This window comes from uncultured Gimesia sp., from assembly GCF_963972345.1.
Classification (GTDB): domain Bacteria; phylum Planctomycetota; class Planctomycetia; order Planctomycetales; family Planctomycetaceae; genus Gimesia.
Genome location: NZ_CAXAVM010000201.1, coordinates 1 through 12,354 on the forward strand (window position 1 = coordinate 1; position 12,354 = coordinate 12,354).

A 12,354-nucleotide genomic window follows, 5' to 3' on the forward strand; every position below is an offset into this window, starting at 1 on the left:
CCGCCACTCCGGCGATACACGGGGCAGGTATTCATACAGGCGGCACAGCGAATGCAGTTTAAAGAACGCCGAAATTCATCGCTGCCGGAAATTTCACTGCGACCGTTATCCAGCAACACGATATGCATTTCTGCCCCGGGAGCCGGACCATGAAAGTGAGAGGAATACGTGGTGATCGGCTGACCTGTTGCCGAACGGGCCAGCAGTCGCAGGAAGACACTCAAATCGCCCGCGCGGGGAATCAGCTTCTCAATCCCCATACAGGCGATGTGCAGCTTGTTTAACGACGTTCCCAGATCGGCGTTGCCTTCATTCGTACAGACCACAAAGCCGCCGGTTTCCGCGATCGCGAAATTGACACCCGTGATCCCGGCTTCTGCTTCGATAAATTTCTGGCGTAAATGCTGGCGGGCTGCTTCGGCCAGATACTGGGGATCGGTGGCCCCTTTCTCTGTTCCCAGCTGCTCGTGGAACAGTTCGCCGATCTCTTCCTTCTTCATATGAATGGCGGGCATCACGATGTGACTGGGGGGCATATTCTGCATCTGCACAATCCGCTCACCCAGGTCGGTATCAATGATTTCAATCCCGTGGCGTTCCAGGTAGGGATTGAGATGACATTCTTCCGTGAGCATGGATTTGCTCTTCACGACGCGTGTGACATCATGCTTTTTTAACAGCCCGTGCACGATCTCATTATGTTCGGTAGCGTTGCGGGCCCAGTGCACCTGGACTCCGCGTGCTGTTGCGTTTCGCTCAAATTCTTCCAGCAGATCAGGCAGATGCGAAATCGTATGCATTTTGATCTTTGAAGCCTGTTCGCGGAGCAGTTCCCATTCCGGAATCTGCCGGGCCGCCTTGTCGCGTTTGGAACGGACGAACCATAGCGATTCATCGTGCCAGTGCGCACGGTCTTTGTTCTTTACGAATTCCGCAGCTAATTTTGGATGTGAAGGCATCTTACAAACACTCAACTAAAATTTCAGAGATATGCATGACTCGAATCGGTTTTTTCTGGCGGCGGATGATTCCATCCAGGTGCATCAGGCAGGACATATCCAAGGCTGTCAAAACTTCGGTGCCCGCCTGTTCGTGATCGTGTACGCGATCTTCGCCCATCATGCAGGAGACCGCTTCTTCCGAAACCGCAAAGGTACCACCAAAGCCACAACATTCATCGGGCCGCTGCAGTTGAGAGAGTTCGACTCCCTCAATGCTCTCCAGCAACTCACGCACGTTTCCAAAAGGGGGGCCCATGATTTCGCTCGAACTGGCCAGTCGCAGTTCTCGCAGTCCATGACAACTCTGGTGCAGACCGACTTTATGGGGAAATCGTCCCGACAGAGTTTTGACTTCCAGGATGTTGGTCAGGTAATCGCAGAACTCATATGTTTTTGCTTTGAGTTCTTCATACTCGGCATTGTCCGAGAAGTATTCAGCATAGTGATGCTTGACCATCGACACACAACTGCCGGAAGGACAGACGACCGCATCATAGCCTTTGAAAATGTCCACGAAGCGTTTTGCGAGAGGCCCTACTTCATTCGTGCAGCCGGTATTGGCCATCGGCTGCCCACAGCAGGTCTGGCTTTCCGGATATTCGACATCCACACCGAAATGTTCCAGAATCTTCAGGGTGGCAATGCCTACCTGCGGGTACAGTTGATCAATATAACACGGAATAAACAAGCCGACTTTGGGCGCCATAGTGCGGGACTCAAAAGAGGTTCAGAATAGATCGTAATAAACTTTGATGATGCTTTACTCCTTTATAGTCCGAACCACCTCGAATGCCAAGCCGACAGGCACTGTGGAAAAGGGGATGTACACTGTGAAAACATGCTTTTCAGACGCGTCACGCCGCGCAGGAAATACTTATGTTTCTTACAATAAACATCGTCCCGGGAAGAATTCCGAGACAGCTCGCGTCTTAAGCGGCAGACGCGATCGAAGTCTCGCAGGCGGTCTGCCAGTTGGTCTGAAGATGCTGAAGATTCAAACCGCCGACCACCAGATTACTGACACCCGGGTTGCGAAGCACAAACGGAATCGCATCGGCGGGTGAGAGCTGTCCCGAGGCAAGCCCCTTCTTCACGAAGACCCCTGTACCAGCTTGTGCGGCTTGAGTTAAAACTGCTTCCAGGCTGCGGTCCTGCAGATGATACTCCAGCATCAGCACATCCGCCCAGTCGAGAGCCGACTTCGCGCCCGAGAGCGTTTTAGCCGACAGCCCGATCCAGCGAATCTGTCCCGCCTGTTTCGCTGCCTGCAGGGTTTCGATGGCATCACTGTGGTTCAAGATCTCTGCTTCACACTGATTCGAGTGGATCAGCACGACATCCAGTACATCGGTCTGCAGTCGACTCAGACTGCGTTCGAGGCTCGCCTTCAGACTCATGCGGGAGAAGTCATAGGTCGAGGCACCGTTTTCGAACGTCTCCCCGATTTTTGTCGAGAGCAGAAATTCGCTGCGCCGGTGAGCCAGGAACTGGCCGATGCGCGCTTCACTGATGCCATAGGCGGGCGCGGTATCAATATGGTTGATCCCCAGGTCCAGTACGGAATTCAGCAGACGATCTGTAGTAGCGTCATCCGGAAGATCGTACGACTGGCTGTATTTAATCTGCTCGTTGCGACCAATTTTGAAAGCACCAAAACCCAGTGCGCTCACGGAAAAACCGGTCTTTCCTAAAGGACGATATTGCATGTTTGAAATTCCACCCGACAGAGTTCAGGCAGCCTCTCCTTGACTAAACGGTTCATCAAGTCTCACCCAGTCGACTGCTGTCTCCCAGGGAGGTAGTGCCACCTGCGGGCGAGAGAATTGTGCCAGCTCTGACTTCCAGGAATCATCGACCGAAGTCGGGACCACAGGAATTTCAGACAAACGCTCACACACGTCTTCCGCCAGTTGCGGCGCCAGTGCCAGCTTGGTGGGCCACGCCGTCAACAGATTTCCTGCCTGCAGGATCTGTGGCGTTTCCGGGCGATGTCCCGTTTTTGTAGCTCCTTCGGCTCGATCGACTGTGTAAGAATTCCATTCCAGACCATTCAGTTCCAGCCCGGGTATCGAGGCCGACAACTCGCGGACAGCATGTTCAATCAGCTCACGACGATTCATCGTCACACCGGTCTCTGCCACCTGGCCACCAATCTGCCAGACCGTGCGGCCCTGGCAATCAATGTCTGATGTGATGGTCACTCTGGTTTTTGCGCCATCCACACAATGCCCGTTAAACGGAGGCAGCGTGCCTCGGACCAGGGCCATATGCAGCGGTCGTTTCTGCATCCGGTTTTGTTGTTGAACGGTAGAGTCCGGATGTGCCAGCTTCAAAAGTGTTTCGTTACCACTCCCGGCGGTCAGTAAGACTGCTGCAGTTTGAATGGTGGTGGGAGTTCCATCCGGGGCTTGAATTTGAACAGCGGTCAGTTTTCCACTCGGATCATGGATGAATTTCAGGCTTTTGGGATCGTATTGAAAAATCTGGTCCGGAAATGCGTCCGCCAGATTCTGGATCAGACTGTAAGGCGAAATCACCTGTTCGTCCATCTGTCCAATCGAACCCGGGCAGCCAGAGAGGAGATCGGGCACTTCATCGGGGGTGAGATTTTTGGGTACCACCTGCAGCCCCATTTTGGCGCCAAACATTCCCAGACGGGAAGACAGTGATTCGGTTCGCCACAGGTAACAGTTGTTCGAGCGAATCTCCGTCTGGGATAAATCGGGCAGCTGTTCGCCGGCCAGCGATTTTCGCCAGATGGAGGGCATTTCACGGATGCGGCGGGCAGAGCCGGTCATCATGCCCTGTAAAGTATATTTCAAACCGCCGTGAATGATTCCCTGTGAGGCGACGGTCTGCCCGCTGCCCAGGGCAAATGCTTCCAGCAGCAGGCACCTGTATCCCCGTCGACTGGCTTCGTGCATGGTCCACAGCCCGGCAATACCACCTCCAAATATGATCACATCAACGTTTGGCACACCGAGAATCCTTTCTCAATACAGCAGGTACCATTTCCCTGGTCAGATAGCGCAAAACCATAGAGATGGTGGTTTTTACTATGTCTGCTCCAATCCGAAAAGATGAATCAGCCCGATTGAACTGTTCATAATGTCAGATTTCGGGAAAAAGCACCTGCCGGCCGTCTCATTCGCGAATGAGGAAACTCTTACAGGACGGTCTGTTCCTGTTTTTTGAGCATGACAATCGCTTCGACTTCGACGGTGATATTTCCAGGCAGAGAGCCCATGCCGACAGCACTGCGGGCAGCGCGACCATTCTCGCCGAAGACCTGCACGATCAGATCACTGAAGCCGTTGATGACCTGGGGATGCCGTTTGAAATCGGGAGCGGCATTCACCATGCCCAGCACTTTGACAAATCGATCAATCCGATTTAAATCGCCGAGGTACTGTTTCAAAGTCGCCAGCATGGTCAAAGCCACGGCCCGCGCTGCTTCGACGCCCTGTTCTTCGGTCAGGTCGTCGCCCACACGGCCGGTGTGCATCGTGCCGTCCAGTTTAATCGGCCCATGTCCGGAAACATACAGCATATCATCCACCTGGACGACGGGATTATAAATGCCACCCGGCTTGGGTGCGGTGGGAAGTTCCAGGTTCAGTTCTTCAATCTTGGCTTCGATGCTCATGAGTTTTTCCTGCTTTGCTGAAGTCCGTTTTATTCGCTCGTCCGCTGTCCCATTAACGGCGGCATTTGAAATCATGCTTTATTTAAACCAGAATAAAGACCCGAAATAGGATTTCCAATCGAAGGAACCAGTCTGATTTCAAAAACAGAATGATCCAATTCAAGCCGGTTTTCGTTTTCTGGAGTGAACTAATGCGAAAAATGCAAAAAGCTGCTGAAAATTGCTTTTTGTTTTGACCTGCAGGCAGTTATGATATTTGAGAGACAGCTGTCTCAGAAACAAGTACTTACAAGGGAGTTATGCAGACAATGGAAGATCTCTGGCCAGTTGTAGCATTTGCCATCGGCGGAATCGGGATATTACTGCTCATCGTCTTTCTGGCGTTGTTCGCCCGCTATTTCAAATTGTGGATACAAGCCTTCAGTTCGCGTGCCAAAATTGGTCCTCTCGCGCTGGTCTTCATGTCTCTGCGAAAAGTAAAGCCGTCTGTGATTGTCGATACCAAAATCATGGCAGTCCAGGCCGGGCTGACGGATATTCCCACCCAGGCGTTTGAAGCCCATTATCTGGCGGGGGGGAATGTACATCGCGTCGTTCATGCCCTGATTGTCGCCCACCGGGCCCGCATTGATCTGGACTGGGATACCGCATCCGCCATCGACCTGGCAGGTCGAAACATCATCTCCGCCGTCGAAACCAGCGTGGATCCCAAAGTCATCGATTGCCCCGATCCCAAGAAAAGTGGTCGGCCCACACTGGACGGCGTGGCGAAGGATGGGATACAACTCAAGGCGCGTGCCCGTGTGACCGTACGAACCAATTTAAGTCAGCTCGTCGGGGGAGCCACCGAAGAGACCATTATCGCCCGTGTCGGCGAAGGAATTGTCTCCGCCATCGGTTCCTGCGAAAGCCATAAAGAAGTTCTGGCGAATCCTTCCGTCATTGCCCGCAATGTGCTGGATCGTGGCCTGGATTCACAAACGTCGTTTTCCATCGTCTCCATCGATATCGCTGATATTGATGTTGGCGAGAACATCGGGGCACGTCTCCGCGTCGATCAGGCCGAAGCGGATATGCGTATCGCTCAGGCCCTCGCAGAAGAAAGACGGGCCGAAGCGGTTGCCTCCGAACAGGAAATGATCGCCACGACACAGGAAAATCAGGCCAAGGTGGTACTCGCCGAAGCCGAAATTCCGCTCGCCATGGCCGATTCCTTCCAGGAAGGCAATTTGAGAGCCATTTAGTCTGTATGTGTGTTTAGTGTAATTCAAACGTATCGATCGATTCAATCAGTCCGGCTGTAAGGGATTCAACAGCCCGGGAAATGCTTTCAAAGCAATCTTCTCTGATGCGTCGATGATAAGAAAATGCCAGACAGGATGTGTTTTTGTAATTACTGGTTGAAATTTGGGTTGGTGATTGACTAATATTATGTCAGTAACAGCAGCAGGAGGTTGTTGTGGACTGAATTCTCCGGATCACCTCGAGAGAGTTTTCGTTTACCTATGACTGATATCGCAACAATAAATATTACGGAAAAACAACTGGACCTCCTGTTGTCAGGCTTGCGTTATGTACGCAGTGCGGAAAAATTGCGAGTCGAAGAACCGACTCCCGAGTATGTCCGGACTCGCACAGAGAAGCTGGATGAGATTTCAACCCTGGTTGATGCTCTGAATTCTTCTCCCCGCAGACAAAGTGCTGCTCAGGTCTGATATTTTTCAGCGCTTAGGTTGAGTTTCGTTCCCAGATCCAATTCAATAGGACGTTCTTTCTGCGCGCAGAGATTCCGACTCCTGTGCCCGGTCATGTCGTCTGTTTAATCAGCCTGTTGGAAATGGGAATTTAATACCGCTTATGCGTTATGAGCATGTTTGCGTCGAAGCTGTCTGCTGTACCCTGCCGCCCCACATCGTCACTTCCGACGAGATCGAAGCGCAGCTTGCACCCGTGTACGATCGACTCGGTCTGCCCGCAGGCCGACTGGAACTGATGACCGGCATTCAGGAACGCCGCTTCTTCGATCCCGGTACGCTCCCCGGTACCATCAGCGCCCAGACCGTCAACAAGCTTCTGGACCAGTCTCGACTCGACCGCAAATACATCGGTGCCCTGATTCATGGCTCCGTCTGTCGCGATCAACTCGAACCGGCAACCGCCAGTGGCGTCCATCATGCCGCTCAACTGCCCAACTCCGCTCTGGTGCTCGACATCAGCAATGCCTGCCTGGGACTGCTCAACGGAATGGTCTTCATCGCCAACATGATTGAAATGGGACAGATCCAGGCCGGAATCGTTGTCGGAACCGAAGTCGGACGCGACCTCGTGGAAGGCACCATTCACGACCTGCTTCACGACGGCACCTTAACCCGCAAATCCATCAAAAACGACTTTGCTTCCCTGACCATCGGCAGCGGCTCCGCGGCGATTCTCCTCTGCGACAAAAGACTCAGCCAGACCGGACATCGTCTGCTCGGCGGTAATTTTCAGACCGAGACCTCCAGCCACGAACTCTGCGCCGGCGGAGTCGAAGCACAAAAACACGGCGATCACCGCCCTCGCATGCAGACCGATTCCGAATCCCTGCTCGTCGCCGGCGTGAACCTGGCCATCCCCACCTGGGAACAGACCAAAACCACGCTCGGCTGGAAGAACGAAGACGTCAACCGCGTCTTCACACACCAGGTCGGCAAAGCACATCGCAAACTCCTGCTCGAAAAACTCGGTCTCGATACCAGCCTCGACTATCCCACCGTCGAAACCCTGGGCAACACCGGCGCCGCGGCACTCCCCATGGCCTGGGCGCTCGGCATCGAAAATCAGATCCTTCACGAGCACGATCGCATCGCCTTACTCGGCATCGGCAGCGGGCTCAATTCGCTCATGCTGGGTGTCCAGTGGTAATCAGCGATTCGTCTGGTCCGCTGCATCAAAATCTCTCTAGATCAGCAGTTAATCTTTCGTCAACTTAGCTGGCTGGCATAATCGCTCAGGTCAAAGCCGGGTCTGTCTTCAGGATTGAGAGTTTATGACGGTTGTGTCTGCTTTATTGGATAGGCAGGTTCTAACAAAGTTACCCCCGAATCGTTTCTAAGTGCTGTTTATTACTGCAAATCTGACTGAATGGAATAAGCCGATTACACCCGGCAGACCGATTCTAAGCAGGGAGACCCTATCCGCGCGATCATCAGGGAACAGGATGCCGCGCCGACCAGTCAGAAATTCCTCATTTGTTTTCGCGAACAGACGAATGGGATCAGGCTTACTATCGCCAGACAAGTAACAGCAAGGAATGCCCCATGCGTCTTCGCGTGATTTTATCGTTGAGTCTCGTCGCTTCATCCGCTCTGACCGGGGCGCATCTCCGCGCAGAAAGCCTGCCCTCTGTTGTGCCACCCGCACCGGCAGCCCAGTCCGAGTATGATGACATCGAACCAGAGCTGACACCTGTTGCCGCTGTCTTCCAGGCTGCTGAAGAACCCGCGGATGAATCCTTTATTCCGCCGAATACCGAAGAGTCCGAAGACGAAATCATTTTCGACGATCCCACGCCGAATCCACCGCCGTCCAACCCGTACAAACCACTGTTCTATGATAACACCTTCGGCAGCTACCTCAGCAATCCCGATCATCCTTACCTGCTGGGAGAACGCTTCAAGGAAATGCCGCTCGGCGATGACTGCTCGCCTTACACGCTTTCCGTTGGTGGCGAATTGCGTCATCGCTGGATGCACGAACAGAATCGCCTGCGACCAGGCGGACCCGTCAATACCGATTACAACCTCTGGCGCTGGCGTCAGTACTTCGATCTGCAGCTTAGCGATTACGCCCGCGTCTACTTCGAAGGCCTTGATGGTTCGATCTTCGATAACGATCTGCCCCCCACGCCCATCGATGTCAATCGCTGGAATGTCCAGAACGCCTTCGTTGATGTCAAACTGCACGAATGGAACGGCGCACCCGGCTGGTTCCGATACGGTCGGCAGGAAATGCTGTATGGCTCGCAGCATCTGATTTCGCCACTCGACTGGTCGAATACCCGACGGAACTTTGAAGGCTTTAAATATTTTCATCATACCGAAACCGTACACTTCGACGCCTTCATCACCAACCCCGTGAATACGGGCGGCGGAAATCAACCGCTGACCCGATACGATAGTGGCACAGACAAACCCGATACCTCGGTCACCTTCAGCGGGATTTACGCCACGATTCTGTCGGACGGCGGTCCTGAACTGCTCGACCTGTATTACCTCTGGTTGCGCGATGAAACCAATACTCCCAACCGCCCCGATGGTTCGCGTCACACCGCCGGCGGTCGCTTCAAAACCACCAGGGAAATTCAGGACGATGGCTGCAAAGTCACCCGTATCTGGGACCTCGAAACCGAAGGTGCTTACCAGTTCGGAAACGATGACGGCAAACGCGTTTCCGCCGGCTTCTTCACATCGGTTCTGGGTCATACCTGGACCACGGTTCCCTGGTCTCCACGCCTGAGTGGTCTGTTCTATTACGGTTCCGGTAACCACAACCCGAACGGCAGCACGAACAATACCTTCAACACACTCTACCCGCTGGGGCACGCTTACTGGGGGATCATCGACAACCTGTCCGGCCAGAACCTGTATGACTGGAGTCTGCAGCTGAACGCCAAGCCGACCAAAAAAGTGGGCCTGGTCGCGGCTTTCCACTGGTTCGAAAAAGCCACCACCAACGACTATCTCTACAACGTCGCAGGCGCCCCCACAGGAACGCTCGGCGGCAGCCGCGACATCGGACAGGAACTCGACCTGATCGGAACCTATACCTTCAATCCCAACTTCAACATCCAGGCCGGTTACTCCTGGTTCTGGTACGGCGATTTTGTCGGCACCAACATTCCCCCCCGCAACACCGCGAACCAGTTCTACGTGCAGACAACGCTCCGCTTCTAGTCGTCGGAAGATGAAAGAGCAGCAGTCATCCGGGCACTGCTCTATCGGCATTCCCGCACAAATTGAACTTGACCGCCGCGCGCCAACAGCGATAAGCGCTCTTTTGGGTCGCGCGCGTGACCAGTTTACAGTGCACTGAAACAGCGCGAACCACTTCCGGAGGTTCACGCGAAAACCGGGCATTTTTTCCAGATATTCACTGCCTGCAACAGCACCAGTTCCCGATGTATGCCTGCGGGTCGCCACACATCGCAAAGCTTCGTCCCGGCACCGCCTCAGCACCGCCGCACATCGGTCCCCTGTCAACCCGTATCGCCACCCCGTTTTCTGCTGACCCCTCTTGACAGCCCCACGCCCTTCGCGAAGATCAGACGCACTCAGAATGCAATCCATCATCCCCACCAACAGAAACCAGAAGTCACAAAAAGCATTTTGAAACATAAGAAACACGACCGACTCTCATCCCGAACCATGTACCCGTACCACCCGCCAGCACACGATCAGAGCCCGCGCACCGGCACCCAGATCATCCTAAGGAAACGCACCACCACGACCAGCTGAATATCAGGTGATCCGCACAAGAAATGAGAGAAAAAGGGTGGTACTGGATGCAATCCGGTACGAGCGCAGCGAGCAGGAAACTGTCAGTGCCAGCGATCAAACCAGCAACAGAAAACCAACCCCGTAGGGGCGAACCCATGTGTTCGCCCGCGGTCTCGACATACTTTGTTTTGCCGGGTTGCGAACGGTTTTCCTGGTCCCGTTCCGAGTTTAAAACCAGTTCGATTTTCCCCAGGCGAGCGGACACATGGGACCGCCCCTACGGCAAGCGGGTTGGAAACTCAACAATCGTTCGAATACTTTCACTGACAGTTTCCTGTTGTCTTCGACAATCCCGAATTGCATTCTCGACCACCCCAGGTTGATACAATTCACCAACCCGATTCTTTCGTGCGGGTTAGTGCTTTTCGTGGTTCAAAAAACAATCACAATAAGACCTTCAAATAAGGAATAACGAACGAAATTCCAGCCCCCGGGTGCCATCTGTCGGCTTGCCCGACAGTGTTTTGAGTAACCGACCCATTCCAGGGAAAAGGGTGATACCGGATGCATATCCGAGCCGATCTCAGCGTCGAATGGCTGAAAGCCCAGCCAACCCCTTGAGTTTGCGTTTGCTAAAAGCGATAGCGGAGAAGTATGCGTTTAAGAGTTTCTGCAAAAAATTACTGGCCTGACTGTCACAGTCTGTACCGGAATGTGTCAAAGGGAGAGAATACCCCATGGTTCAATAAAATCAATGAGACTCGAAATGCCGAAACCCCTGATGCACAATCCTTTTACAGAAATCGCCTACGACGACAAGCAGGATATCGAACTGGTCCATCAAGCCCAAAACGGTGATCGCAGTGCGCTCGAAAAGCTGGTTCTCCGGCATCAAGCCTGGATTTATAACATCGCGGTACGGATGGTATTTCATCCGCACGATGCGGAAGAAGTCACGCAGGAAGTCCTTCTCAAAGCCATCACACGACTGAGTACATTTCAGGGGACCAGTCAGTTCCGCACCTGGCTCTATCGCATCACGGTCAATCACGTTCTGAACATGAAACGACGGGGAGGAGAATCTCAGCCGCAAACATTTTCCAGTTATGCTGCTGCAATTAACAACATTCCGGATCTGGATCTGCCAGATCCCAGGACCGTTCCCGTGGATGTTCCATTGCTCATTGAAGAAGCCAAAGTTGCATGTACGACCGGAATGTTGCTCTGTCTGGATCGCAGGCAACGACTGATTTTCACTCTGGGTGAAATCTTCGGAGCCAGTGATAAAGTGGGAAGTGAAATCTTGGAAATGTCAGCAGACAATTTTCGGCAGTGCCTGTCACGGGCCCGCACCGATTTATATCAGTTTATGCAGAATCAGTGTGGTCTGGTGAATGAAAGGAATCCATGTCGCTGCCCGAAAAAAACCAGGGGCTTCATCAGAGAGGGGCACGTCGACCCCGAGCATTTACTGTTTGTTCCAATACACGTTCAGCGCATCAGTGAAGTTGCCTCCGACACCATTCGCAAAATGGACGACGCTACGGAGCAGCAATATGCAGCCCTGTTTCGCACGCATCCCTTTCTGCAACCTTCCAGTCAAATCGACTGGCTGCAACAGCTACTGGAGCAACCGCGCATTCGCGCTGCGTTACGTTTGAACTAATTCAAGCGGTGACTGTCACACTGGTCTCCTCAATGTGTCTAAGGATTAGAGCAGGGCTCAATCACTTTCAATAACACGAGAAGGAGATACGATGTCAAAGCTAGACAAAAAAGTGGCACTTGTAACGGGGGCCTCCAAGGGAATCGGCGCGGGGATCGCCAGAGAACTGGCTGTCGCAGGAGCAGCCGTGGTTGTTAATTATGCGACCGATGGGGAGCGTGCCGAAGCCCTGGTAAAACAAATCAAACAGGAGAACGGGCAAGCTGTTGCTGTGCAGGGAGATGTTTCGAATGCAGCAGATGTGGCACGTTTATTCACCGACGTCGATTCAACCTTTGGCCGACTCGACATCCTGGTAAACAATGCCGGCGTGTATCGAGAGACACCAATAGAGGAGCTGACTGAAGAAGAATTTCATCGTGAATTCAATATCAACGTGCTTGGTCCTCTGTTAGTCATCCGCGAATCGCTGCAGTACTTTGGTTCTGAAGGGGGCACAATCATTAACATTGGCTCCGGCGCTTCCAAGATGTGTCCACCCGGTTATTCGATCTATTCCGCCAG

11 protein-coding genes are annotated in these 12,354 nt (G+C 53.2%); 6 read left to right on the forward strand and 5 right to left on the reverse strand.

What is annotated here, in order from left to right:
• The 5 genes from AACZ40_RS23985 to AACZ40_RS24005 all read right to left on the reverse strand — a co-directional run.
• On the reverse strand, positions 1–959 hold a 959-nt coding region (locus tag AACZ40_RS23985), incomplete at its 3' end, for an LUD domain-containing protein (RefSeq protein WP_339676137.1).
• A 1-nt stretch (position 960) separates the two neighbouring features.
• Complete coding sequence (locus AACZ40_RS23990; RefSeq protein WP_291173839.1) at positions 961–1,707, reverse strand: (Fe-S)-binding protein; 747 nt, start codon at positions 1,705–1,707, stop codon at positions 961–963.
• A gap of 223 nt (positions 1,708–1,930) precedes the next feature.
• Positions 1,931–2,707, reverse strand: a complete 777-nt coding sequence (locus AACZ40_RS23995) for an aldo/keto reductase (protein ID WP_291173842.1) — start codon at positions 2,705–2,707, stop codon at positions 1,931–1,933.
• A gap of 24 nt (positions 2,708–2,731) precedes the next feature.
• Complete coding sequence (locus AACZ40_RS24000; RefSeq protein WP_291173845.1) at positions 2,732–3,979, reverse strand: FAD-dependent oxidoreductase; 1,248 nt, start codon at positions 3,977–3,979, stop codon at positions 2,732–2,734.
• Between the two features lie 188 nt (positions 3,980–4,167).
• A complete protein-coding gene (locus AACZ40_RS24005; protein ID WP_291173848.1) occupies positions 4,168–4,647 on the reverse strand; it encodes a RidA family protein in 480 nt (159 codons plus the stop codon).
• A gap of 299 nt (positions 4,648–4,946) precedes the next feature.
• Here AACZ40_RS24005 and floA point away from each other — a divergent pair, with 299 nt between their 5' ends.
• The 6 genes from floA to AACZ40_RS24035 all read left to right on the forward strand — a co-directional run.
• Positions 4,947–5,891, forward strand: coding sequence for a flotillin-like protein FloA (floA, locus tag AACZ40_RS24010; protein ID WP_291173851.1), 945 nt, complete (start codon positions 4,947–4,949; stop codon positions 5,889–5,891).
• 261 nt (positions 5,892–6,152) lie between these two features.
• Entirely contained in the window at positions 6,153–6,362 is a 210-nt protein-coding gene (locus AACZ40_RS24015) for a hypothetical protein (protein ID WP_145223580.1), read from the forward strand.
• 142 nt (positions 6,363–6,504) lie between these two features.
• Positions 6,505–7,551 (forward strand): 3-oxoacyl-ACP synthase III, encoded by a 1,047-nt coding sequence (locus AACZ40_RS24020; protein ID WP_291173857.1) that lies wholly within the window; start codon positions 6,505–6,507, stop codon positions 7,549–7,551.
• A gap of 326 nt (positions 7,552–7,877) precedes the next feature.
• Positions 7,878–9,581: an alginate export family protein gene (locus tag AACZ40_RS24025; RefSeq protein WP_291173860.1), complete on the forward strand. Its 1,704-nt coding sequence runs from the start codon at positions 7,878–7,880 to the stop codon at positions 9,579–9,581.
• 1,309 nt (positions 9,582–10,890) lie between these two features.
• Positions 10,891–11,790 carry an RNA polymerase sigma factor gene (locus AACZ40_RS24030; protein ID WP_291173863.1) on the forward strand — a complete coding sequence of 300 codons (900 nt, stop codon included), beginning with the start codon at positions 10,891–10,893 and terminating at the stop codon, positions 11,788–11,790.
• Positions 11,791–11,881: 91 nt separating this feature from the next.
• On the forward strand, positions 11,882–12,354 hold a 473-nt coding region (locus tag AACZ40_RS24035; protein ID WP_339676141.1), incomplete at its 3' end, for an SDR family NAD(P)-dependent oxidoreductase.

Excerpts from the sequence above, each read along its gene's own strand:
- AACZ40_RS24015 (WP_145223580.1), top strand. The coding sequence starts at position 6,153 with ATGACTGATATCGCAACAATAAATATTACGGAAAAACAACTGGACCTC.
- AACZ40_RS24030 (WP_291173863.1), top strand. The coding sequence starts at position 10,891 with ATGCCGAAACCCCTGATGCACAATCCTTTTACAGAAATCGCCTACGAC.
- AACZ40_RS24005 (WP_291173848.1), bottom strand. The coding sequence starts at position 4,647 with ATGAGCATCGAAGCCAAGATTGAAGAACTGAACCTGGAACTTCCCACC.
- floA (WP_291173851.1), top strand. The coding sequence starts at position 4,947 with ATGCAGACAATGGAAGATCTCTGGCCAGTTGTAGCATTTGCCATCGGC.
- AACZ40_RS24020 (WP_291173857.1), top strand. The coding sequence starts at position 6,505 with ATGCGTTATGAGCATGTTTGCGTCGAAGCTGTCTGCTGTACCCTGCCG.
- AACZ40_RS23995 (WP_291173842.1), bottom strand. The coding sequence starts at position 2,707 with ATGCAATATCGTCCTTTAGGAAAGACCGGTTTTTCCGTGAGCGCACTG.
- AACZ40_RS23990 (WP_291173839.1), bottom strand. The coding sequence starts at position 1,707 with ATGGCGCCCAAAGTCGGCTTGTTTATTCCGTGTTATATTGATCAACTG.